General features: G+C 70.0%; 18 protein-coding genes and 1 tRNA gene. 13 read left to right on the forward strand and 6 right to left on the reverse strand.

From position 1 onward, the window contains the following. Positions 1–285: 285 nt before the first annotated feature. The 10 genes from fdnG (at position 286) to WD026_RS13750 (ending at position 10,974) form a co-directional block, all read left to right on the forward strand. Complete coding sequence (gene fdnG / locus WD026_RS13705) at positions 286–3,351, forward strand: formate dehydrogenase-N subunit alpha (protein ID WP_425724219.1); 3,066 nt, start codon at positions 286–288, stop codon at positions 3,349–3,351. Between the two features lie 2 nt (positions 3,352–3,353). Further along, positions 3,354–4,238: a formate dehydrogenase subunit beta gene (gene fdxH, locus WD026_RS13710; RefSeq protein WP_425724220.1), complete on the forward strand. Its 885-nt coding sequence runs from the start codon at positions 3,354–3,356 to the stop codon at positions 4,236–4,238. Beyond that, complete coding sequence (locus tag WD026_RS13715) at positions 4,238–4,861, forward strand: formate dehydrogenase subunit gamma (RefSeq protein ID WP_425724221.1); 624 nt, start codon at positions 4,238–4,240, stop codon at positions 4,859–4,861. Before fdxH ends, WD026_RS13715 begins: the two co-directional genes overlap by 1 nt. Positions 4,862–4,922: 61 nt before the next feature. Further along, the gene (gene fdhE, locus WD026_RS13720) at positions 4,923–5,957 is read left to right on the forward strand and encodes a formate dehydrogenase accessory protein FdhE (RefSeq protein WP_425724222.1); all 1,035 of its coding nucleotides are present in this window, start codon (positions 4,923–4,925) and stop codon (positions 5,955–5,957) included. Next, positions 5,957–7,411, forward strand: a complete 1,455-nt coding sequence (gene selA, locus WD026_RS13725; RefSeq protein WP_425724223.1) for an L-seryl-tRNA(Sec) selenium transferase — start codon at positions 5,957–5,959, stop codon at positions 7,409–7,411. Before fdhE ends, selA begins: the two co-directional genes overlap by 1 nt. Continuing rightward, entirely contained in the window at positions 7,408–9,324 is a 1,917-nt protein-coding gene (selB, locus tag WD026_RS13730; protein ID WP_425724224.1) for a selenocysteine-specific translation elongation factor, read from the forward strand. Before selA ends, selB begins: the two co-directional genes overlap by 4 nt. Positions 9,325–9,385: 61 nt before the next feature. Beyond that, positions 9,386–9,481 (forward strand) — tRNA-Sec (locus tag WD026_RS13735). 26 nt (positions 9,482–9,507) lie between these two features. Further along, positions 9,508–9,963 (forward strand): glycine cleavage system protein H, encoded by a 456-nt coding sequence (locus WD026_RS13740; RefSeq protein ID WP_425724225.1) that lies wholly within the window; start codon positions 9,508–9,510, stop codon positions 9,961–9,963. Further along, positions 9,960–10,385 (forward strand): DsrE family protein, encoded by a 426-nt coding sequence (locus WD026_RS13745; protein WP_425724226.1) that lies wholly within the window; start codon positions 9,960–9,962, stop codon positions 10,383–10,385. Before WD026_RS13740 ends, WD026_RS13745 begins: the two co-directional genes overlap by 4 nt. A gap of 1 nt (position 10,386) precedes the next feature. After that, positions 10,387–10,974 carry a nitroreductase family protein gene (locus tag WD026_RS13750; RefSeq protein ID WP_425724227.1) on the forward strand — a complete coding sequence of 196 codons (588 nt, stop codon included), beginning with the start codon at positions 10,387–10,389 and terminating at the stop codon, positions 10,972–10,974. Here WD026_RS13750 and WD026_RS13755 read toward each other — a convergent pair. Continuing rightward, positions 10,968–11,927 (reverse strand): TAXI family TRAP transporter solute-binding subunit, encoded by a 960-nt coding sequence (locus WD026_RS13755; protein WP_425724228.1) that lies wholly within the window; start codon positions 11,925–11,927, stop codon positions 10,968–10,970. The genes WD026_RS13750 and WD026_RS13755 overlap by 7 nt on opposite strands. A gap of 202 nt (positions 11,928–12,129) precedes the next feature. Here WD026_RS13755 and WD026_RS13760 point away from each other — a divergent pair, with 202 nt between their 5' ends. Then, on the forward strand, positions 12,130–13,677 hold the full coding sequence (locus WD026_RS13760) for a methyl-accepting chemotaxis protein (RefSeq protein WP_425724229.1): 1,548 nt from the start codon (positions 12,130–12,132) through the stop codon (positions 13,675–13,677). A gap of 18 nt (positions 13,678–13,695) precedes the next feature. Here WD026_RS13760 and WD026_RS13765 read toward each other — a convergent pair whose 3' ends face one another. Further along, entirely contained in the window at positions 13,696–14,502 is an 807-nt protein-coding gene (locus WD026_RS13765; RefSeq protein ID WP_425724230.1) for a hypothetical protein, read from the reverse strand. A gap of 83 nt (positions 14,503–14,585) precedes the next feature. Between WD026_RS13765 and WD026_RS13770 the strand changes: the two genes are divergently transcribed. After that, the gene (locus WD026_RS13770) at positions 14,586–15,728 is read left to right on the forward strand and encodes a helix-turn-helix transcriptional regulator (protein WP_425724231.1); all 1,143 of its coding nucleotides are present in this window, start codon (positions 14,586–14,588) and stop codon (positions 15,726–15,728) included. A 30-nt stretch (positions 15,729–15,758) separates the two neighbouring features. Next, positions 15,759–15,992, forward strand: coding sequence for a DUF2789 domain-containing protein (locus tag WD026_RS13775; protein WP_425724232.1), 234 nt, complete (start codon positions 15,759–15,761; stop codon positions 15,990–15,992). 5 nt (positions 15,993–15,997) lie between these two features. On the opposite strand, the gene WD026_RS13780 is transcribed toward WD026_RS13775, so the two are convergent. The 4 genes from WD026_RS13780 to WD026_RS13795 form a co-directional block, all read right to left on the reverse strand. Beyond that, on the reverse strand, positions 15,998–17,278 hold the full coding sequence (locus WD026_RS13780; RefSeq protein WP_425724233.1) for an amidase: 1,281 nt from the start codon (positions 17,276–17,278) through the stop codon (positions 15,998–16,000). 37 nt (positions 17,279–17,315) lie between these two features. After that, on the reverse strand, positions 17,316–19,286 hold the full coding sequence (locus WD026_RS13785) for a methyl-accepting chemotaxis protein (protein ID WP_425724234.1): 1,971 nt from the start codon (positions 19,284–19,286) through the stop codon (positions 17,316–17,318). A 120-nt stretch (positions 19,287–19,406) separates the two neighbouring features. Next, positions 19,407–19,826, reverse strand: coding sequence for a VOC family protein (locus WD026_RS13790; RefSeq protein ID WP_425724235.1), 420 nt, complete (start codon positions 19,824–19,826; stop codon positions 19,407–19,409). An 11-nt stretch (positions 19,827–19,837) separates the two neighbouring features. Next, on the reverse strand, positions 19,838–23,173 hold the full coding sequence (locus tag WD026_RS13795; protein ID WP_425724236.1) for an ATP-binding protein: 3,336 nt from the start codon (positions 23,171–23,173) through the stop codon (positions 19,838–19,840). Positions 23,174–23,176: the final 3 nt, after the last annotated feature.

Below are 23,176 nucleotides of genomic sequence, written 5' to 3' on the forward strand. Positions count from 1 at the left end.
CGCAGTCAGCATGTTCCGTGCCATGCGGTCCTGCCGGTCCCGACGGCCTTGTCAGGGCGGTGGCGCATGAACGGGACCGTCCGAGCACGACAACTTGTCGATGCGTCAAGGTCAGTTTGTCGCAAAGACCCCGTGTGCCTATATGAACTCGAGGGAATAGCGGTCGATTTCATAAGGGCTAGCCACGACACCGACAACGGGTCGGTCGTCCCAGAATCCAGTCCGCTCTGCCGTGACGCAGGCTTTCCCCTATGCGGATTCCCTGTCCGCAGGAGATCGATTCACATGGACATGAACCGGAGAAATTTCTTCCGGGTCAGTGGGGCCGGGCTGGTGGGATCCAGCCTTGTGGCGCTGGGCTTCTCGCCCACCGCCGCGCTGGCCGAGACGCGCAGCTTCAAGCTCGCGCGCACCACCGAGACCCGCAGCATCTGCCCCTACTGCTCCGTCAGTTGCGGCCTGGTGATGTACACCCTGGGCGACAAGGCCAAGAACGTCAAGGCCTCCATCGTCCACATCGAAGGTGACCCGGATCACCCGGTCAACCGCGGCACGCTCTGCCCCAAGGGCGCCGGCGTCATGGACATGATCCAGTCGCCCAACCGCGTGAAGGTGCCCCAGGTGCGCGAGCCCGGCAGCGCCGAGTGGAAGAACATTTCGTGGGACGAGGCACTGACCCGCGTGGCCAGGCACATGAAGGCCGACCGCGATGCCAACCTCGTCACCACCAACGACAAGGGCGTGACCGTCAACCGCTGGAACACCACCGGTTTCCTGGTCTCGTCCGCATCCTCCAACGAATCCGGTTATCTGAGCGTCAAGATCGCTCGCGGCCTGGGTCTGGTGACCCTGGACACGCAAGCACGCATCTGACACGCGCCGACGGTGTCCAGTCTGGGCCCGACTTTCGGTCGCGGAGCGATGACCAACTCGTGGACCGACATCAAGAACACGGACTTGGTGTTGATCATGGGCGGCAATGCCGCCGAAGCACACCCCTGCGGATTCAAGTGGGTGACCGAAGCGATGCAGCACCGCAAGGCCAAGCTGATCGTGGTCGATCCCCGCTTCACCCGCAGCGCGGCAGTGGCCGATTTCTACGCCCCCATCCGCGTGGGAACCGACATTGCCTTCCTGGCAGGTGTCATCAATTACCTGATGACGAACAACAAGGTGCACCTTGACTACGTCAAGCTCAACACCGACGCGGCGTTCCTGGTGAAGCCTGGCTTCAACTACGAGAACGGGTTCTTCTCGGGTTACAACGAGGAGAAGCGCAGCTACGACAAGTCCACCTGGGGTTACCAGATGGGCGAGGACGGCTTCGTCAGGACCGACGACACGCTGCAGGACCCGCAGTGCGTCTGGCAGCAGATGAAGAAGCACTACGCCCGGTACACGCCGGAGCTGGTCAGCCAGATCACCGGCACGCCCAAGGACGCGTTCCTCAAGGTGTGCGAGATGCTGGCGGCCACCTCGGCCACCGACAAGGTGATGACCATCTGCTACGCACTGGGCTGGACCCAGCACAGCGTGGGTTCGCAGAACATCCGCACCATGGCCATGATCCAGCTCATGCTGGGCAACATGGGCCGGCCGGGTGGCGGCATCAACGCGCTGCGGGGCCATGCCAACGTGCAGGGCATCACCGACATGTGTGCCTACACCGAGGTGCTCTCGGGCTACCTCAGCTCGCCCACCGAGGCGGATGTGGACCGTGCCACCTACCTGGCCACGCGCACCGGCAAGCCGCTGCGTCCGAACCAGATGGCGTTCACGCAGAACTTCCCCAAGTGGCACACCAGCCTGATGAAGGCCTACTACGGCAACGCCGCCACGGCGGAGAACAACTTTGCCTACGACTGGCTGCCCAAGCGCGACGGCGCCTACGACATCCTCGCGATGTTCGAGCGCATGCACCAGGGCAAGATGAACGGCTTCATCGTCCAGGGCTTCAACCCCCTGGCCGCCGTGCCGAACAAGAAGAAGCTGTCGCAAGGCCTGGCCAAGCTGAAGTACCTGGTGGTCATGGACCCGCTGGAGACCGAGACGGGCGAGTTCTGGAAGAACTTCGGACCGCTCAACGACGTCAACCCGGCCGACATCCAGACCGAGGTGTTCCGCTTCCCGACCAGCTGCTTCGCCGAGGAGACCGGCACCTTCACCAACTCCAGCCGGGTCATCAGCTGGAAGGAGAAGGCGGTGGATCCCCCGGGGCAGGCCAAGCCGGACAGCGAGATCATGTCGCGCCTGTTCATGAAGCTGCGCGAGATGTACGCCAAGGACGGCGGCAAGCTGCCCGAGCCGGTGGCGGCGCTCAACTGGCCCTACATCAACCCGTACGCACCCAGCCCGCAGGAAGTGCTGCGCGAGATCTCGGGCCGTGCGCTGGCCGATGTGCTGGACCCCAAGGACCCGACCAAGGTCCTGGTGAAGGCCGGCGAACAGCTGCCGGGTTTTGCCATGCTGCGCGACGACGGCAGCACCAGCTGCGGCAACTGGATCTACTCCGGCTGCTGGAGCCAGGCGGGCAACCTGACGGCACGGCGCGACAACAGCGACCCGACCGGCCTGGGCGTCTTCCCGAACTGGGGCTTTGCCTGGCCGGCCAACCGCCGCATCCTCTACAACCGCGCCAGCGCGGACAAGGACGGCAAGCCGTGGGACATGAGCCGCAAGTACCTGGCCTGGAACGGCAGCTCGTGGGCCGGCGGTGCCGACATCCCGGACATGCGCCCGGATGCCGCCCCCGACCAGGGCGTGGGCGCCTTCATCATGAACCCCGAGGGCGTGGCTCGTCTGCACGCGGTGGCCATGAACGAAGGTCCGTTCCCCGAGCACTACGAGCCGTTCGAGAACCCGGTGGGCGTGAACCTCATGTGCCCGAGCAACCCCAAGGCCGTCAGCAACCCGGCCGCCCGGGTCTACAAGGGCGACCTGGAGGCCTTCGGCACCAAGGAGGAGTTCCCCTACGCGGCCACCACCTACCGCCTGACCGAGCACCTGCACTACTGGACCAAGCACTCGCGCAGCAATGCCATCGTGCAGCCGGCCCCGTTCGTGGAGATCGGCGAGGAGCTGGCGCGCGAGAAGGGCATCAAGCAGGGTGACACGGTGCGGGTGCGCAGCAACCGCGGCGAGGTCGTGGCCGCCTGTGTGGTGACGAAACGCATCAAGGCGCTCGATGTGAATGGCAAGAAGGTCCACCACGTGGGCATTCCCATCCACTGGGGCTTCAAGGGTGTGACGCAGAACGGGTACCTGGCGAACGCGCTGACCCCCTTCGTGGGCGACGCGAACTCCCAGACGCCCGAGTTCAAGGCGTTCCTCGTCAACATTGAGAAGGTGTAACCATGGCCAGCCTGCAATCACTCGATGTGGTGGCCCGCTCGGCCACCACCACACCCACGCCCCAGGTGCGCACCGCCGTGCCCGAGGTCGCCAAGCTCATCGACGAGTCCAAGTGCATCGGCTGCAAGGCCTGCCAGGTGGCTTGCATGAACTGGAACGACCTGCGGGACGAGGTGGGCACCAACATCGGCGTCTACGACAACCCCAGCGACCTCACGCCGAGCAGCTGGACCGTGATGAAGTTCTTCGAGGTGGAGCCCGAGGCGGGCAGCCTGGAATGGCTGATCCGCAAGGACGGCTGCATGCATTGCGAGGACCCGGGCTGCCTGAAGGCCTGCCCGTCGCCCGGCGCGATCGTGAAGTACGCCAACGGCATCGTCGACTTCATCTCGGAAAACTGCATCGGCTGCGGCTACTGCGTCAAGGGCTGCCCGTTCGATGTGCCCCGCATCTCCCAGAAGGACAACAAGGCCTACAAGTGCACCTTGTGTTCCGACCGGGTGGGCGTGGGCCTGGAGCCGGCCTGCGTCAAGACCTGCCCCACCGGCGCCATCAGCTTCGGCACCAAGGACGACATGGTCGCCTACGGCGAGAAGCGCGCCGGCGAACTCCAGGAGCGCGGTTTCCAGAACGCCGGTCTGTACAACCCGCAAGGGGTGGGCGGCACGCACGTCATGTACGTGATGAAGCATGCCGACCGTCCCGAGCTGGTCGACCTGCCCAAGGACCCGAGCATCAGTCCGATGGTCTCGTTGTGGAAGGGCATTGCCAAGCCCCTGGCCGTGGCCGCCGTGGTGGGTACCGCCATCGCCGGCTTCTTCCACTACATGAAGGTCGGTCCGATCGAGGAAAAGGCCGAAGGCCCGTCCGACAAGGAGAACGCGTGATGGCCACGAAGTACCTGCAACGCTACCGCGACGGCGACCGCATGAACCACTGGTTCATCGCGATCATGTTCGTGATGGCCGGGCTCTCGGGCCTGGCGTTCTTCCACCCGAGCCTGTTCTTCTTCTCGAACCTGTTCGGCGGAGGGCAGTGGACGCGCATCCTGCACCCGTTCATGGGCGTGCTGATGGTGATCGGTTTCCTGGGGCTGTTCTTCAAGCTCTGGCGGGACAACGTCATCAACGCCAACGACTGGGCATGGGCGGCCAAGGCTGGCGACATGCTGCGTGGCGACAAGTCGGGCATGCCGCCGGTGGGCAAGTACAACTTCGGCCAGAAGGCCGTGTTCTGGGTGATGGCGGTCAGCCTGATCGTGCTGCTGGTCACCGGCGTCATGTTCTGGCGTCCGTGGTTCGCCCCGTACTTCCCCATCCCGGTGCTGCGCGCGGCGGTGCTGCTGCATTCGGTGGCGGCCCTGGCCCTGCTGTTTGCCACCATGGCGCACGTGTATGCAGCCATCTGGGTCAAGGGCACGGTGCGCGCCATGACGCGCGGCACCGTGACCGAGAACTGGGCGCGGCTGAACCACCCGCTGTGGCATGAAGAAGTGACCAAGGGTCGTTGAACCCTTGAACCCTGCCCGGGCGTGGCAACACGCCCGGGTTCTGTTTTTCAGGAGAGAGAGCATGGTTGCTGGCGCCAAGGTGCGCGTGATGTCGCCGGAGGAGATTGCCGCCATGGGTGGTGGTGAATCCCCGTTCCTGCACTGGCCGCAGCGCTCCACGCTGTTCGCCGAACGCGAGATGCGGCTGCGCCAGATCGCTGCCACCGGTCACGCCATGGGCGACTACCTGCGCTTCATGGCCGATCTGGCCCGCGAGCAGCAGAAGCGCCTGAATGATTTCCCGGCCGTGCCGCTGCCCGATGCCCAGGCCATCGACACCGCAGCCCGTCGGGGCCTGCCGCCGCTGCCCGCTGCCGACTGGCCGCGCGATCCGGTCTGGCACGGGGTGGTGCGCCAGCTGGCAGCGGCCCTGCGCCCGGCCGCCCCCGAAGCAGCCCATCCGGCGCTCGACCGCCTTGCCGAGGCAGACGACGTGTTTCTGGAGCGCCAGGCCGACGCCCTGCTCAACAACCTCAACACCGGGCTCGATCTGGCCACGGCCCCGGTGGTGGCAGCCGCCCTGCAGGTCTACTGGACCCACATGCTGCTGTCGGTGCAGCAGCACCACACCGCGCAGGGCCAGCCCATCGGGCGCATCGACGACGAAGGCATGTGCCCCTGCTGCGGCAGCCGCCCCACCGCCAGCATCACCCGCAGCAGCGGCGATGCCCCTGGCCAGCGCTACCTGCATTGCTCGTTGTGCGGCCTGCAATGGCACATGGTGCGCATCAAGTGCAGCCACTGCCTGGGCAGCGGCAAGCTGGCCTACCAGTCGCTGGACCGGGCCGACAGCCCCGAGCCGGCGGACGATGACGAGTCCGCCAGCGGATCGCGCGCGGCCACGGCGCCGGTGCAGGCCGAGACCTGCGACGACTGCGGCCACTACCTCAAGATCATGCACACCGACCGCGACCCCTTCGTGGAGCCGGTGGCCGACGACCTGGCCACCCTCACGCTGGACCTGCTGGTGTCGGACACCGGGCAGACGCGGCACGGCGTGAACTTCATGCTGCTGTTCGGCGAGCCGGACGAAGCCCCCCCGCCAGGAGGCCACTGATGGCCCGGCCCCACGAATCCGTCGTCGACGGTTCCGAGGCCCGAAGCCCGGTACACCCCAAAGACCTGCCCTCGGTCGACCGCCTGCTGCGCCTGCCCGCGGTGGCGGCTCTGCTGGCCGAGCACGGGCACAGCTGCGTGGCCGACCAGGCCCGCCAGCTCATCGACCGCCTGCGCGCCCAGGCCCTGGCGGGTGCCCTGACGGCGCAGGCCCTGGAGCCGGCCAGCCTGGAGGCCCGCATGGGCGAGGCGGTGCGCCAGCACCTGGCCCCGCGCATGCGCACCGTCATCAACCTCACCGGCACGGTCATCCACACCAACCTGGGCCGTGCGTTGCTGTCCGATGCCGCCCTGCAGCACCTGCTGGCCATGATGGCCCAGCCCAACAACCTGGAGTACGACCTGGCCAGCGGTGGCCGGGGCGACCGGGACACCGTGGTGGAGGAGCTGCTGTGCCAGCTCACCGGCGCCGAGGCCGCCACCGTGGTCAACAACAACGCCGCAGCCGTGCTGCTGACCATTGCAGCGCTGGCCCGTGGCCGCGAGGTGATCGTCTCGCGCGGCGAGCTGGTGGAGATCGGTGGCGCCTTCCGCATGCCCGATGTGATGGCCAGTGCCGGCGCCACGCTGGTGGAGGTGGGCACCACCAACCGCACCCACCCGCGCGACTACGAGCAGGCCATCACCGAACGCACCGGGCTGCTGATGAAGGTGCACACCAGCAACTACGCGGTGCAGGGCTTCACCACGGCGGTGGACGAGGCCGAGATCGCCCGCATCGCCCATGCCCGCGGCCTGCCCATGGCCACCGACCTGGGCAGCGGCGCGCTGGTGGACATGGGCCAGTGGGGCCTGCCCCACGAGCCCACGCCGCGCGAGAAGGTGGCCGCCGGCTGCGACGTGGTCACCTTCAGCGGCGACAAGCTGCTCGGCGGCCCGCAGGCCGGCCTGATCGTGGGCAGCCGCGAGGCGGTGGGGCGCATCCGCAAGTTCCCCATGAAGCGCGCCCTGCGCATGAGCAAGCTGCCGCTGGCCGCGCTGGAGGCCACCCTCATGCTGTACCTGCGGCCCGAGCGGCTGACACAGGACCTGCCCACCCTGCGCCTGCTCACGCGGCCGGCCGACCGGATACGTGCGCTGGCCGAGGCCTTGCAGCCGGCGGTGCAGCAGGCGGTGGCCCCCCGGTTCGACGTGGGCGTGTGCGACCTGCTGGGTCAGATCGGCTCCGGCTCGCTGCCGGTGGACCGCCTGCCTTCGGCCGGTCTGGCCCTGGCGCCGGTGCAGCGCAAGGGCGCCGGCCGCGCACTGGACGAACTGGCCACCGCCCTGCGCAGCCTGCCGCAGCCGGTGATCGGCCGCATCTCGGAAGACCGCCTGCTGCTGGACCTGCGCTGCCTCGAAGATGCACAGCCCTTCCTGGCCCAGCTGCCGCAGCTCAAGGAGGCGCTGGCGTGATCGTCGGCACCGCAGGCCACATCGACCACGGCAAGACCACGTTGGTGCGCGCGCTCACCGGCGTGGACACCGACCGCCTGCCCGAAGAGAAGGCGCGCGGCGTGTCCATCGAACTCGGATACGCCTTCCTGGATGCGCCGCAGGGCCGACGCATCGGCTTTGTGGATGTGCCCGGCCACGAACGCCTGGTGCACACCATGCTGGCCGGTGCCACCGGCATCGACCACGCCCTGCTGCTGGTGGCGGCCGACGATGGCGTCATGCCCCAGACCCGAGAACACCTGGCGGTGCTGTCGCTGCTGGGCATGTCCCAGGGCACGGTGGCCATCACCAAGAGCGACCGGGTGGAGCCGGCCCGGGTGCAGGAGGTGGCCGGGCAGGCGCGCGCCTTGCTGGCCGACACGCCGCTGGCCGACGCCCCGGTGCTGCCGCTGTCGGCCCACACCGGCAGCGGGCTGGAAGCCCTGCGCTCACGCCTGTTCGATGCCGCGGCCAGTGCGCCGCCTCACCCGCGTCTGGGGCAGGGATTCCGCCTGGCGGTGGACCGGGTGTTCAGCCTGGATGGTGCCGGGACGGTGGTCACCGGCACGGTGCACGCCGGGGTGGTGCGGGTGGGCGACGAGGTGATGCAGGTGCCCGGCCGCCGCGTGGCCCGGGTGCGCAGCCTGCATGCCCAGAACCGCGCGGTACCGGAGGCCCGGGCCGGCGAGCGTTGCGCCATGGCGCTGGTGGGCATGGACCGCGAGGCCCTGCAGCGCGGCCAGTGGCTGGTGGGGCAGGGCCTGTACAGCGCCAGCGACCGCATCGATGTGGAGCTGCAGCTCTGGCACGGCGAGGACCGGGTGCTGCGCTCCGGCACGCCGGTGCATGTGCACCTGGGGTCGGAGGCCGTCACCGGCACGGTGGCGCTGCTGGACCCGCCGGTGCTGGAGCCGGGGCAGCGGGCCCTGGCCCAGCTGGTGCTGCGTGCACCGGTCGGCGCCTGGCATGGCGACCGGGTGGTGCTGCGCGACGCCAGCGCCAGCCGCACGCTGGCCGGTGGTGCCGTGCTCGATGCCGCAGCGCCGGTGCGTTATCGGCGCACGCCCCAGCGGCTGGCCGAGCTGCAGGCCCTGGGTCATGCCGCACCCGCGGAACGCTTGAATGCCTTGCTGGCCAACGCGCCCCACGGCCTGGAACTGCGCCGGTGGGCCGCCACGCAAGGGCAAGGCCTGGAGGGCCTGACGGCCGACCTGCATGCCGATCTGCTGCGGCAGCGGGACGGCGAGCACGAGTGGCTGCTGCATCCCGCGCACAGGGCGCCGGCCGAGCAGCGGCTGGTGGAGGTGCTGGCGCAGTACCACCAGACCCATCCGCAGGAGCTGGGGCCCGACAGCGCGCGGCTGCGGCGCCTGGCCTTGCCGCGCCTGCCCGAGCCGCTGTGGCGGGCCGTGCTGGCACGCCTGCAGGCGCAGGCCCAGGTGGGTGTGCGTGGTGCCTTCGTGCACCTGCCCGATCACGGCATCCGCCTCTCGGCCACCGAAGAGCGCCTGGCGCAGACCGTGGCGCCCCTGCTGTCGGCGGCGGGCTTCGAAGGCGCCTGGGTGCGCGACCTGGCGCGCGACAGCGGCGAGCCCGAGTCGCTGCTGCGCGTGACGCTGGCGCGGCTGGCCCAGCGGGCCGAACTGCACCAGGTGGTCAAGGACCTCTACTACCCGCCGGCCACGGTGCACGAACTCGCCCGCCGGGTGCGCGAGGTGGCTGCGGCGCAAGGCGGCGCGGTCACCGCGGCGGCCTACCGCGATGCCACGCAGCTGGGGCGCAAGCGGGCCATCCAGATCCTCGAACACTTCGACCGCATCGGTCTGCTGCGCCGGGTGCACGACGTGCACTGGCTGCGGACCGACTGCCGCCTCTTCATGGACGCCGAGTGATGGATTCTCTCGATATGATGCGCAGCCTTTGCAACGACCTTCGGTGGTCGTGCCGATTTCAGGAAGGGACACGGCCCTGGTGGGCCGGCCGGGCTTCAAACCCGGTGGGTGACGCCATGCGTTGCCGGGTGGGTTCGACTCCCATTCCCTTCCGCCACCTTGCGCAGCCGGCCGGAGCCTGACATGGACCGAGCCGCTGCACACTTCCCCGCCGATCTGCTCTACCTCGTCGAGCACCAGGTCTGGGCCCGCCTGGAAGGCCCGCAGGAGGCCACGGTGGGCATCACCTCGCTGGGCATCCGGCTGGCCGGCGAGATCTACATGTGCCGCCCCAAGCCGGCGGGCACCGAGGTGGTCCAGGGCAAGTCCATCGGCGTGGTGGAGCTGGCCAAGTCCATCGTGTCGGTCAAGACGCCTTTCAGCGGCACGGTGGTGGCGGTCAATCCGCGCCTGGCCAGCGAGCCGGGCCTGGTGCACACCGATCCCTACGGCGAGGGCTGGCTGGCGCGGCTGAAGCTCTCGCTGCCCCAGTCGGAGTGCGCCGCGCTGGTGATGGGGGATGCCGTGCTGCCGGCCATGCAGGCGCATGCGCGCCTGTTCCGCATCGAACTCGAACCAGCCGCCGAGGGCAGCGCATGAGCCTGGGCACCTCCTTTGTCGAGCCGCCCTTCAGCCCGAAGGCCCAGGCTGCCGGCATCGCCATCCTGCTGTGGGCCAGCGAGCCCGAGGCGCCGCACCGGCTGGTCACGCCGTTCTTCCATGCCGCCGCCGCGGCTGCCATGGACACCCCGGTGGAGATCTACTTCACCGCGCGCAGCGTGCGGCTGCTGGTGCCGGGCGTGGCGGCAGGGTTGCGGGCCAGCCCCCGGCACGACAAGTCGGTCTACGACGCCCTGCAGGAGGCCGTGGGCCACGGCGCCCGGCTGTTCGCCTGCACCGATGCCCTGCATGCCCAGGGGGTTGACCCGCAGCATCTGATTCCCGAATGCCGCGATCGCGGCGGCGCGGTGCAGTTCATGGCGCGTGCCTCGGACCTGCGCTGGCGCACCCTGGTGTACTGACATGCAGATCGATACCGACCAGGGCGACCCGCTGCACCTGCTGCTGAGCCGCTGCTCCATCGGCACCCGGCAGCTGCAGGAGCCGGGGCCCGGCGACGCGGACCTTCAGCGCATGGTCGAGGCGGCCCTGCGCGCCCCTGACCATGCCGGCTTGGTGCCCTACCGGTTCCACGCCATCCGGGGCGATGCGCGCCATGCCCTGGCGGACCTGTTCGAGCAGGCCGCACTCGACGCCGGCAAGGACCCGGTCCAGGCCACCCGGGACCGTGACCGCGCGCTGGGCGCTCCGGTGCTGCTGGCGGTGGTGGCCCGCATCGACCAGGGTCACCCGGTGGCGGGTGTGCACGAGCAGTGGATGGCGGTGGGGGGCGCAGTGACCAACCTGCTCAATGCCGCCCATGCCCTGGGCTATGCCGGCAAGATGCTCTCGGGTTCCAAGGTGCGTGCTGCACCGGTGGTGTCGGCCTTCTGCGGTCCGGGTGAGAGCCTGGTGGGCTGGGTGGTGCTGGGCACGGCTGCGGTGCCCGGGCGCATCAAGTTCAGCAAGCCGGCGCCGCAACAGGTGCTGACCCGCTGGCCGGGTCACTGAGCATCGCGCCACGCCGGGTGCAGCAGCTCCGGCACCGCCGCACTGGCCAGGGTGCTGGCGCGGGTGCCGAAGGCCGCTTGCGGCAGTCGGCGGGCCACGTCGGCGGATGCCGCTTCCAGCAGCGACACCACGCTGCGCGCCTGCTCCAGCGGCAGATCGGCCCGGGCCAGGATCAGGTTGACCGAACCCACCGTGGGCAGCGGTGTGTCGATGCCGGCATAGGTGCCGGCCGGCACTTCCATGGCGCGCAGCAGCGGATGGCGCCGCAGGATGCCCTGGATCTGCGAGGGCTGCGGTCCCAGGAAGCGTGCGCCACCCGGCGCCCCCGCCAGCTGCATGAAGCCCGGCCAGCCCTCGCCGGCCCCCCACAGGGCCTCGGCCTGGCCCTCCAGCACCCGCCGGGGGGAATCGGCGGCCTGGTCCACGTAGATGGCCTGCACATCGCGGTCGATGTCCATGCCGATGCCGTCGAACACCTGCCGGCCCAGCGTCACCAGGCCGCTGGCCCGCACCCCGAACACCACCCGCCGCCCGCGCAGGTCTTCCAGCCGGCGGTGGGGGGATGCGGCCGGCACGGCCAGCATGCCGGGACTGGGGTACATGGCCCACAGGATGCGCAGCCCGCTGGCCGCGCCCTGGGCCAGCACCTCGCTGGCCACCGTGCCCTGCACCAGGCCGGCGTCGATCCCGCCGCTGCGCAGCAGGCCCAGGTTCTCGGCCGTGCCCCGGGTCGGCCGGGCCACCAGCAGGGTGCGGCCGGCGCGGGCATTCACCCGCTCGGCCAGCTGCTCGCCGTACTGCGCAAACCCGCCGCCCGGCGTGGAGGTGCCCAGGCGCAGCGGCGCCGGGTCGCTGCCCGCCCGCAGTCCGGGAGGCCACAACAGGGCGGCGGCGGTGGCCAGCCACAGCCGGCGCGTGCAGGCATTGCGGGGTGGGGTTGTCGGGTTCGGCATGGGTCGCAGGTTAGCGGCGGTGCGGCGTTCCTGCAGGCGGTCGGGCTCTTGTCACCCGGGCGGGGGACGGGCGCGGCCGCAGGCCGGCAGAAGACTGAAGCCAGACTGAAGTGGCTGCATGCAGGGTGCCTTATCCGGCCTTTCACCGGCCGGTGCGCGGCCTACGATGGCCGCACAAGACATTCCGTGTGGAGGGCTTCCCGTGTTCAAGAATCTCAAGATTTCCAGCCGCCTGGTGGCGGCATTCGCCCTGCTGCTCATGCTCATGCTGGGCATCGGCGCGCTCAGCGCCAGCCGTGCCCTGTCGGTGCGCGACCAGCTGCTCGACATCACCGAGCGGCGCATGAAGGTCGTCGCCGACCTGGAGGCCGTGCGCGACGAGGCCAACTTCCAGGCCCGCGCGGTGCGCAACATCGCGCTGTTCACCGACCCGGCCCAGATCGCCGGTGAGAAGCAGTCGCTGGTCGAATCGCGCAACAAGGTCAACACCCTGCTGGCCGAGCTGGACAAGCTCGTCGTCTCGGCGCGCGGTCGCGAACTGATGGCCGCATCGGCCAGCGCCCGCACCGCGTTCCGCGACAGCCTGGACCGCTATCTGGCGCTCATTGCCGAGGGCAAGCGCGACGATGCCGTGAAGCACCTGATGGAGTCGCTGCGCCCGCTGCAGCTGGCGTACTTCAAGACCATCGACGACGCGGTGGATTTCCAGGCCGATGGTGCCCATGCCGCCGGCCAGAAGGCCGAGGGCGATGTGAACGGGCTGCTCACCACGCTGGCGGTCTCGCTGCTGGCCGCGCTGGCGGTGGCCGTGGGCATGGCCAGCTGGATCATCCGTTCCATCACCCGCCCGCTCAACGAGGCCGTCGAGCTGGCCCGTGCCGTGGCCGCCGGCGACCTGACCCGCCAGGTGCGCGTGACCTCGCAGGACGAGGTGGGCGTGCTCATGCAGGCCCTCTCGGACATGCAGGGCGGTCTGGTCAAGGTGGTCAGCCAGGTGCGCACCGGTTCGGAGTCGGTGTCGAGCGCCAGCGTGCAGATCGCCCAGGGCAACCAGGACCTGAGCTCGCGCACCGAAAGCCAGGCCAGCGCGCTGGAAGAAACCGCTGCCTCCATGGAGGAGCTGTCGTCCACCGTGCGCCAGAACGCCGACAACGCGGCCCAGGCCAACCAGCTGGCCCAGACCGCATCGACCGTGGCCCAGCAGGGCGGTCAGGTGGTGTCGCAGGTGGTGCAGACCATGAAGGGCATCGAGACCAGTTCCCGCAAGATCGCCGACATCATCAGCGTGATCGACGGCATCGCCTTCCAGACCAACATCCTGGCGCTCAACGCCGCCGTGGAAGCTGCTCGTGCCGGTGAACAGGGCCGGGGCTTTGCGGTGGTGGCCGGCGAGGTGCGCAACCTGGCGCAGCGCAGTGCCGGTGCAGCCAAGGAGATCAAGGACCTCATCACCGAGAGCGTGGAGCGGGTGGCCAGCGGCACCGCCCTGGTGGACCAGGCCGGCAGCACCATGAACGAGGTGGTGGACAGCGTGCGCCGGGTCACGGACATCATGGCCGAGATCAGTGCGGCCAGCAAAGAACAGAGCGACGGCGTGGGCCAGATCGGCGAGGCCGTCACCCAGATGGACCAGGCCACGCAGCAGAACGCCGCGCTGGTGGAAGAGATGGCGGCCGCTGCCAGCAGCCTGCGCACCCAGGCCACCGAGCTGGTGCAGGCGGTGGCGGTGTTCCGGCTGTCGGGCGCCTGAGGTCCGTCGGGAGCCTGCTCAGAACTTCGGTGTGGTCCCCTGGCGGCTCACCTTGCGTCTGGCCTCGGCCGTGAGCTGCTCCACCCACTGGGCCGACTGGCGATCGGCCGCCACCATGCCGCCCTGATCGACCAGCCAGGCTTCGAAGTGACCGACCGGCTCGTTGAGCCATTCGTAGCGGAGCACGGTCCCGCAACGGACCGGGTCCCGCGACGGACCGAGCGCCTCGCGCAAGGCGTCCTGGCGGGCCAGCCGCTCCAGCACCTTCACGGCGCCGGGCGGCACCAGCATGCCCATGGCGTTCGGCGAAGGCTGCAGTGAGCCGTTCTTGCCCCTGACCGACGCGCATGCGGCCTTGCCCTCTTCATTCCAGTGCACCATGGCACCGCCCCCGCCCCGGGGAGCGGACCGGGCGCTGAAAGGGCCGTACCGCTCCTGCAGGCCGGCCAGCAGCTGATCGCTGCCGGGCGGTCGGGACAGACTGGCCCTGCGCACCACGGCGAACACCCGAGGTTCGGAGGGTGGGCTGGCAAACCACACGCCGAGCGTGCCGTCGGACATCCGGAACGACAGCTGATCGAGGAAGTCGGGCGTGCGGAGGTCATTGACGCCATCGAAATACGGAAAGTAGGCCACCGAGCGCGACGACAGCCGGGCGCTCGGGTCGAAGGCCTGGATGGCCTTCATGACCTCGGCTTCGGTCATGCCGATGCGCACGCCGCCCATCTCCATGCGGGTCCGAGGGGTGTCGGCCTGGGCCGGTGCCGGGTGGCTCCAGCCAAGGATCAGGCTGCACACCAGCCCGACGAGATTGAAATGACGCATACGCCTCCCTAGGATGTTCATGACCGCCCATGGTGGTGCTTCGCCGCTGGAAACTCGACCCCCAAATGGGGTAGAACGCGGCCATGGCCACCCCGACGATCCTGGATGCCCGGCTGTCGAGCCTGATCGACCATCTCTACGCTGCGGCGATGGATCCCTCGCTGTGGCCGGGAACCGCCACCCTGATCGCAGAGGCCATGCAGTCGACCAGTGCCGTGGTCAAGCTGCACACGGACGGTGGCGAGGTTTCCCTGCTGGAGTGCACCGGCAACCTGGTGGTCTCCGAGGCCGACCGGGCTTGGGCGGAGGACTGGCATCGCCGCGACCTGTGGGTCGAACGGTCGGTGCAGCACGGCATGGGTCGGGTCATCACCGATGCCGATCTGGTGACGGTCGAAGAACAGCGATGCAGCGGCTTCTACCAGGAGTGGCTGCGCCACCTCGACATCCACCACCTTCTGGGCGCTGTCTTTCCCGCTGGCCCGGGCACCGTGGCGGTGCTGGGCATCCACCGCCCCGCCGACGCCGGCGGGTACCGGCGCCATGAACGTCGTCGGGCTGCGTTCCTGTTGCCGCACCTGCAGCGTGCGCTGCGCTTGCGGCAGCAGCTGCAGGCGGTGTCGTTGCAGCAGGGTCAGGCCCTGGCCGCACTGGACCGGCTGGACACCGGGGTGTTCATGGTGGATGCGGCGCTGCGGGTTCGGTTCATGAACGGCGCGGCGCAACAGCTGTTGCGCCACAACACCGAACTGTCCGTGGTGCGGGATCGCCTGTGCCTGAGCAGTGCTTCCTTGCAGCAAAGGCTGCTCGTGCAGCTGCAGGCCGCCGTGAACGACGACGGGTCTGCAGCGCCGCTGGCGGGCTCGGTACTGCTGGTGCCGCGTGAAAACCGTGCGCCGCTGTCGGTGGAGGTGGTCCCGCTGGCGCCGGGCCATTCGGCACCGGCTCCGGATCAGCGCGCTGCCCTGGTGCAGGTCAGGGACCCGGTCGCATCCGTCCGGCTGGCGCAGTTGCAGGCGTTGTTCGGGCTCACGCCCACCGAGGCAGCGGTGGCGGCCTCGCTGGCGCAGGGCGTTTCCCTGGAAACCATGGCCGCACAGATGCAGATCAGCCTGGACACGGTGCGGACCCATCTCAAACGCATCCTGTCCAAGACCGGCACCCACCGTCAGGCCGAAGCGGCCGTCCTGCTGGCCCGCAGCGCGGGCCTGGAACCGTTCCCTTGATCCGTCGCGTCCCCATCCCCAGGAGATCTCATGGAACCCATCGATCACGACATGTGCGCCCTGTTCGCGCAGCTGGGCCTGCCCAGCCAGCCCGACGCGGTGCGAGACTTCATCCGCCGCCACCGGCCGCTGGCCAACGGCGTGCGGCTGCACGAGGCCAGCTTCTGGACACCGGCCCAGGCCACGCTGCTGCGCGATGCCCTGCAGCAGGACAGCGACTGGTCCGGCGTGGTGGACCGCCTGAACGCGGCCCTGCATCCCTGAGCTGCTCAGCCCAGCGAGCGTTCGAGCAGCAGCGCAGCACCCAGGGCCTGGGTGTCGTTCCAGCGCGGGCCGATCACCGTCACCCCCACCGGCAGGCCGTGGCTGCCCTGGCCCACCGGCACCTGCACGCACGGCGCACCCAGCAATGACCACAGGCGGCTGAACACCGGATCACCGGTGGAGTCCAGCCCGGCCGGTGCCTCGCCGCGCGCGCTCGGGGCGATCAGCACATCGGTCAGGCGGAACAGGGTTTCCAGCTCGGCGCGCAGGCGCACCGCCAGCGCCTGGGCCGCGAACAGGCGCTCGCGGTCCACCGCATCGCCGCCGGCCAGCACCTGGGCAAAGGCCGGGCTGAAGCCGCCGGCCTGTTCGCGCCGCTCGGCCGCGAACGACGAGCGCGCCTCGTAATTCATGATGTCCATCTGGGCCTGGGCCAGGCCGGCCCAGGACTCGGGCAGCTCCACCTCCACCAGTTCGGCACCGGCGTCCTTGAAGGCCTGGGCCGCATCGTTCCAGGCGCGGCGGGCGTCGGCATCGGCCAGCTCCCAGTGCGGCGTGCGGCACAGGCCCACACGCAGCTTTTCCGGTACCACCGGCGTGAGGTCCAGCCGGGCCAGCGCGCCGATGAACAGGGCCACGTCGTCCACGCTGCGGGCAAAGCCGCCCACCGTGTCCAGGCTGGGCGAGAGCGACTTGACCCCGGCCAGCGGCAGCAGGTTGTGGGTGGGCTTGTAGCCCACGATGCCGCAGAAGGCCGCCGGCCGCACGATGGAGGCGGCGGTCTGGGTGCCGAAGGCCAGCGGCACCATGTGGGCCGCCACCGCCGCGGCCGAGCCGCTGGACGAGCCGCCCGGGGTGTGGGGCGCCTGCGGCGTGCTGTGCGGGTTGCGGGTGGGACCGGGCTTGAAGGTGGCGAACTCGGTGGTCACCGTCTTGCCCAGGATGAGCGCGCCGGCGTCCCGGCAGCCGGCCACGCAGGCGGCGTCCACCTGGGGCCGGTGGTGGGCGTAGATGGGCGATCCGTAGCTGGTGGGCTGGTCGGCCGTGTCCAGCAGGTCCTTCACGCCCACCGGCACGCCGGCCAGCGGGCCGGCGGGGCCGCGCCGGTCGAGTTCGCGGGCCTGCTCCAGCGCCTGGCGGCTGTCCAGGAACTGCCAGGCATGCAGTTCGGGGTCGAGGGCGGCGATGCGTTCCAGGTGCGAACGGACCACGGCTTCGGCCGTGGTCTCGCGCCGGGCAACGGCTTGCGCGATCTGTCGCGCGCTCAGGGTGTGCAGTGGGCTCATGGGCCGGGAAGTTACCCCAGCGCCGTGAGCCCGGCAATCACATGTGTGAACCCTCGATGCGGAAGCTGCCCACCACCTCGGCCAGGCGGCGTGCCTGTTCCTTCAGGCTTTCGGCGGCCGCCGCGCTTTCTTCCACCAGGGCGGCGTTCTGCTGCGTCATCTGGTCGAGCTTGCTGACGGCGGTGTTGACCTCGGCAATGCCCTGGCTCTGTTCGTTGGCGGCCGAGCTGATCTCGCTGATGACCTGGTTGACGCGGCCCACCGAGTCGACGATCTCGGTCATGGTGCCGCCGGCCTCGCCCACCAGGCGGGAGCCGGCTTCCACCTTGTCCACGCTGGTGGCGATCAGCTGCTTGATCTCCTTGGCGGCCTCGGCGCTGCGCTGGGCCAGGTTGCGCACCTCGCCGGCCACCACCGCAAAGCCCCGGCCCTGTTCACCGGCGCGGGCGGCTTCCACGGCCGCGTTGAGCGCCAGGATGTTGGTCTGGAAGGCGATGCCGTCGATGACACCGATGATGTCGCCGATGCGCCGGCTGCTGTCGTTGATGGCGTCCATGGTCTGCACCACCTGCTGCACCACCTGGCCACCGCGGCGGGCCACGTCGGCGGCGGAGCTGGAGAGCTGGCGGGCCGAGCCGGCGGCCTGGGTGCTCTGGCTCACGGTGCCGGTGAGCTGCTCCATGCTGGCAGCGGTCTGCTGCAGGCTGCTGGCGGTCTGCTCGGTGCGGCTGGAGAGGTCCTGGGTGCCGGTGGCGATCTCGGCCGAGGCGGTGGCGATCGATTCGGACGACTGCTTCACGCCGGCGATCACGCGGGCCAGCGCCTGGTCGGCCTTGCGCAGGTCGGCCACCAGATCGGCGAACTCGTCCTTGCTGACGGCGGCCTGCACCGTGCCCAGCTGGCCGGCGGCAATCGCCTGCGCCGCCTTGGAGGCGTGGCGCATGCTCTCGGCCATGCTCAGGTAGATGCCCACATAGATGTAGACCGACAGCAGCACGCCGGCCAGCATGGCCAGCACGATCAGGTTGCGGTCGAGGGTGGCATCGGAAGCGCGCTCCTGCAGCAGCTGGTCGAGCACGGCGCGGTTGGCTTCCACCAGCGCCCAGGCGGCGTCCAGGGTGGCGGCCGAAGCCCGGGCCACATCGGCCTGGGTCACGGCCACGCTGTCGACCTTGGTGAAGTTGGTGCGGATGTAGCCCAGCATGTCCTTGGCGCTGGCCTTGAGGGTGTCGAAGCGCTGGCCCAGGGCCTGCTGCACCACCGGGTTGGCCTTCATGGACTGGCCCAGCATGGTCTCCACCGTGCCGAAGGTGTCGTTCAGGCGCGCGTCGGTCACTTCGTAGAACTGCTTGTCGGCGGCCGACACCGTGCCCCGGTTCACGTTCATGGTGGCGTAGGCGGCGATGCGCACCGCGATGCCGGCGGTGGACGGCGTGTTGTTGGCCAGCGGGTAGCCCAGGTAGAACAGGTCGGCTTCCGGGTCCTGCGCCAGGCCGGAGGCATTGCCCATGTCGCGCATGAAGCCGTAGAGGCGGCCGTACTCGGGCGCATGGGCCGCGAAGGCCTTGGCCGGGAATTCGGCGTCCATGGGCAGGGCGGCCACGTTGGCCTGCAGGTCGGTCCAGCCCTTGCGCAGACCGGCCAGGCCGGTGCTCATGTCGAAGTAGGGCTTGGCCTGCGCCACGCTGGCCTCGATGCGCTCGAGCTGCCGGTTGACGGCGGCCGACTGCTTCTTGAACGCCTCGAGTGCCGCCGGGTCGCCCGGGGTGCCGGTGATGGCCACGCGGCGGCTCTCGATCAGCACCTTGTTCCATTCCACCAGCTCGCCCATGAGGGCGGTGGCCACCCGCTTGGACTCCAGGGCCTGCACGCGCTCATTGAGGTCGCGCACGGCTGCAAAGCCCAGGGCCAGCAGCAGGATCAGGGTGGGAATGCCGGCCAGCAGGAATTTCGGGCCGAGTCGCAGGCGCGCCATGAGGGCGGCTGCCGGGGCAAAAAGGGTGTTCATGGTGGGCAGTGGCGTTGTGTGACAGAAGGGCGACGCTCTGCGGCGTCGTCCGTGCATTTCGACACAACTGCCCCGAACTGAAGCCCCGATCAGGGGCCGGGGTGTCCCCTTCCTGACGCTTTACCAGCTGCCCACGTTGGGCATGTCGACCCAGGGGGCCTTGGGCGGCAGCGGGTCGCCGCGCTGCAGCAGCTCGATGGAGATGTGGTCCGGCGAGCGCACGAAGGCCATGTAGCCGTCGCGCGGCGGGCGGTTGATGGTCACGCCATGGGCCTGCAGGCGCTCGCAGGTGGCGTAGATGTCGTCCACGGCGTAGGCCAGGTGGCCGAAGTTGCGGCCCCCGGTGTACTGCTCGGGGTCCCAGTTGTAGGTGAGCTCGACCTGGGCCTGGGTGTCGCCGGGGGCGGCCAGGAAGGCCAGGGTGAAGCGGCCCTGGGGCACCTCGCGCACGCGCAGCACCTCCAGGCCAAGGGCATCGCGGTAGAACTTGAGGGAGGTTTCCAGGTCGGTCACGCGGACCATGGTGTGCAGGTATTTCATGGCGGGAATGTTCAGGAGGCGGTGGCCAGCGGGGTGATGGTTTCCAGCAGATGGCTGGCGCGCGCAAAGTCTAGCGACTGCACCGCCTCGCGCAGGGCCGCCTCCGATTCGTCCCCGGCCAGTGCGCGGATTCCCCCGGCCAGCTCGGCATAGCGGTCCAGGGCGTCCAGGTCCTGCCGCTGCAGCAGGGCCGCCAGCGCCTGCAGTGCCGGCAGGGCCACCGGCGCGGCGGGCGGTGCCTGGGTCTGCTGGCCCTGGTGGTCGGCCAGCGCGCGCCCGGCCGCCACCGCCAGGCGGGCCAGCGCGTCGGCCAGCGCCTGGGCCAGATCGTCGGCCGGCAGGCCCTGGCGCAGGGCCTGTTCCAGCCGGTGGCCGATGCCGGCCGTTTCGGTGGCGCCCAGGGCACCGGCGGCACCCCGCAGCTTGTGCAGCCGCGCCAGCAGGGCCTCGCGCCGGGCCGGGTTGGTGTCGCGGCACCAGGCGGGCAGCTCGCCGGGCAGGCTGGCGGTGTCCTTCACGAAGCGCTCCAGCAGGCCGATGAACAGGCCGTGGTCGCCGCACAGCAGCTGGCGGGCGGCCGCCATGTCGATGCCGTTTACCGGTGTCCAGCCGGCCCCCGCCGGCGCCTGTGTCTGCGCCTGGGCGCTGACCACCTCCGGCACGCGCGCACCGGCCTCGGTCATCACCCGTCGCACCTCGACGATCAGCCGGGCCAGGTCCAGCGGCTTGCTCAGGAAGGCATTCATGCCGCTGGCCAGCGCCCGGCGGCGCTCCTCCAGCAGGGCGCCGGCGGTCAGGGCCACCACCGGCAGCTGCGCGAGGCCCGGGGTGGCACGGATCAGGCGGGTGGCCTGCAGGCCATCCATCACGGGCATCTGCACGTCCATCAACACCACATCGAAAGCGGTGGGGGCGGCCTGCAGCCGCTCCAGGGCCTCGCGGCCGTGGATGGCGGTCTGCACCACCGCGCCCTGCAGCTCCAGCAGGCGCTGGCCGATGTCGCGGCTGATCTCGCTGTCGTCCACCAGCAGCACCCGCACGCCCTGCAGCCAGCGGTCGGTGGTGTTGACCTGCGGCTCCAGCTGGTGGCTGCTGACCGCCTGGTTGACCGCGTCGAGCAGCACCGGGGGCTCCACCGGCGCCGACAGCACCTGATCGGCCCGCACGCCGGTGTGGGGCAGGGCGATGTGGCTGGTGGCATCCAGGCAGATCACCACCAGGGCCGGGCTGCCGGGCAGGGAACCGTCCAGGGCGCGCAGGGCGGCGGTGGTGGCGGCATCGCTGGAGCGCCACAGGGCGATCACCACCCCGCCGCTGCCCACCGGTGCCAGGTCGCCCTGGTGGGTCTGCTGGCCCAGCGCCATCAGGTCGGGCACCTCCACCGGCTTCCAGCCCAGGCTGCGGGCGGCCTCCACATACGGCTGCCGGTCGCCGGCCTGGCCACCGGTCACGAACACCGGCAGGCCCGGCACCTGCGGCACCCGCACATGCTCGGCGGGCTGCAGCGTGAGGGTGAACCAGAAGGTGCTGCCCCGGCCAGGCTCGCTGTCCATGCCGCAGGTGCCGCCCATGAGCTCGACCAGGTGGCGCACGATGGACAGGCCCAGGCCGGTGCCGCCGAAGCGCCGGGTGGTGGAGGCGTCGGCCTGGGTGAAGGGGCGGAACAGGCGCTCGCGCACCTCGGGCTCGATGCCGATGCCGCTGTCGGCCACTTCGCAGCGCAGGTGCACGCCCTGCGGGCCTTTCTCCAGCACCCGAAGGGACAGACGGATGTACCCGCGGTCGGTGAACTTGACCGCGTTGGACAGCAGGTTGTTGATCACCTGACCGATGCGCAGCGCATCGCCCACCAGCCAGGTGGGCAGGTCGTTGGGCAGGTCGGCCTCGAGCTGCACGCCCTTGGCCAGGGTCTGCGGCAGGAACAGCGTGGCCTTCTCGGTGACCAGCCGGCCCAGGCGCAGCGGCGCCAGGTCCAGGGTGAGCTCACCGGCCTCGATCTTGGCCAGGTCCAGCACATCGTTGACGATGCCCAGCAGCGACTGGCCGGCCAGCTGGGCCTTGCGCAGCAGCTGGGTCTGCTCGGCGTTCAGGGAGGACGCCGCCAGCAGGTTGTTCACGCCGATCACCGCATTGAGCGGCGTGCGGATCTCGTGGCTCATGTTGGCCAGGAACAGGCTCTTGGCCTCGTTGGCCGCCTCGGCATCCTGCTTGGCCTGGCGCAGCACCTCGGCCAGTTCGCGCCGCTCGGTCACGTCTTCCAGCGACCCCACCAGCCGCACCGCCCGGTCGCCTTCGTATTCGGCCAGCGAGGTCAGGCGCAGCCAGCGTTCGCGGCCGTAGGCGGTGACGAAGGGCAGTTCCAGGTCGCCCGGCACCCGCTCCACGATGGCGCGCCGGGCAGCGGCATTGATGGTGTCCAGCGTGGGCTGGCTGAAGTGGGCACCCAGCTCGTCCAGGGTGAGCTGGTGGCCGGCAGGCAGGCCGAAGATGGCCAGGGTCTGGGGCGTGACGGTGAGCGTGCGGGTGGCGATGTCCATCGCCCAGCCGCCCACCCCGGCGATGCGCGAGACGCGGTCCAGGAAGGATTCGCTCTGCATCAGCTGCCGGTTGAGGGTCTGCAGCGCCATGTCGCGCTCCTGCAGCGTGCCGGCCATGGCGTCGAAGCTCTCGGCCAGCTGGCCCAGTTCGTCGGGGTGCCGGTAGGCGGTGCGCGCGTCCAGGTCACCGGCCTTCATGCGCTCGGCGGTCTCGCCCAGCCGGCCGATGGGCCACAGCACCCGGCGCAGCAGCAGCCAGGCCATGGAGCCCACCAGGGCCAGCAGCACGGCCAGGGTGGCCAGGTCGATGACGCCGTGCCGCAGCTCGGCATGGCGGCGGCGTTCGTTGACCCGGTCGGACAGCTGGAAGGCGCCGTCGCTGATCAGCCGGGTCTCGTTGATCAGCTGGTCGGTCAGCAGCTCGCGCCGGGCCCAGCCGAGGGCATCGGAGCCGTCCAGCCGCTGCCGGGTGAGGCTGTCGAACAGCATCGGCAAGCCTTCGATCACGGTTTCCAGCTCGCGGGCGGATTCGTCGCCGCGCTCGCTGGCGGCGGCATAGCTGCGCAGGGCCGTGCGCAGTTCGCCGTGCAGCACCACCCACTGCCGCACCGACCGGGACGAGCCGTGCAGCATGTAGTCCTGCGTGAGCACCAGCAGGCCGGCGGCATCGCGGGCCAGTTTCTCGGCGGCGGCCTGCTGGGCGTCCAGGGTGCGTGCATCGCGCACGTCCTGGGCCAGCAGGACCAGGTTGAGCGCCGAGAGCACCAGCACGGTGCTCACCATGGCAATCAGCAGCGGGCGCAGGCGCACGGC

The organism is Hydrogenophaga sp. R2 (genome assembly GCF_049843595.1).
Taxonomy (GTDB): domain Bacteria; phylum Pseudomonadota; class Gammaproteobacteria; order Burkholderiales; family Burkholderiaceae_C; genus Hydrogenophaga.

What these genes read in the sequence shown, in the direction of transcription:
- fdhE (WP_425724222.1), top strand. Translation starts at nt 4,923, where the DNA reads ATGGTTGCTGGCGCCAAGGTGCGCGTGATGTCGCCGGAGGAGATTGCC.
- WD026_RS13785 (WP_425724234.1), bottom strand. Translation starts at nt 19,286, where the DNA reads ATGAACACCCTTTTTGCCCCGGCAGCCGCCCTCATGGCGCGCCTGCGA.
- WD026_RS13745 (WP_425724226.1), top strand. Translation starts at nt 9,960, where the DNA reads ATGAGCCTGGGCACCTCCTTTGTCGAGCCGCCCTTCAGCCCGAAGGCC.
- selA (WP_425724223.1), top strand. Translation starts at nt 5,957, where the DNA reads ATGGCCCGGCCCCACGAATCCGTCGTCGACGGTTCCGAGGCCCGAAGC.
- WD026_RS13780 (WP_425724233.1), bottom strand. Translation starts at nt 17,278, where the DNA reads ATGAGCCCACTGCACACCCTGAGCGCGCGACAGATCGCGCAAGCCGTT.
- WD026_RS13750 (WP_425724227.1), top strand. Translation starts at nt 10,387, where the DNA reads ATGCAGATCGATACCGACCAGGGCGACCCGCTGCACCTGCTGCTGAGC.
- WD026_RS13790 (WP_425724235.1), bottom strand. Translation starts at nt 19,826, where the DNA reads ATGAAATACCTGCACACCATGGTCCGCGTGACCGACCTGGAAACCTCC.
- WD026_RS13765 (WP_425724230.1), bottom strand. Translation starts at nt 14,502, where the DNA reads ATGCGTCATTTCAATCTCGTCGGGCTGGTGTGCAGCCTGATCCTTGGC.
- WD026_RS13740 (WP_425724225.1), top strand. Translation starts at nt 9,508, where the DNA reads ATGGACCGAGCCGCTGCACACTTCCCCGCCGATCTGCTCTACCTCGTC.
- WD026_RS13755 (WP_425724228.1), bottom strand. Translation starts at nt 11,927, where the DNA reads ATGCCGAACCCGACAACCCCACCCCGCAATGCCTGCACGCGCCGGCTG.
- fdxH (WP_425724220.1), top strand. Translation starts at nt 3,354, where the DNA reads ATGGCCAGCCTGCAATCACTCGATGTGGTGGCCCGCTCGGCCACCACC.
- WD026_RS13715 (WP_425724221.1), top strand. Translation starts at nt 4,238, where the DNA reads ATGGCCACGAAGTACCTGCAACGCTACCGCGACGGCGACCGCATGAAC.
- WD026_RS13775 (WP_425724232.1), top strand. Translation starts at nt 15,759, where the DNA reads ATGGAACCCATCGATCACGACATGTGCGCCCTGTTCGCGCAGCTGGGC.
- WD026_RS13770 (WP_425724231.1), top strand. Translation starts at nt 14,586, where the DNA reads ATGGCCACCCCGACGATCCTGGATGCCCGGCTGTCGAGCCTGATCGAC.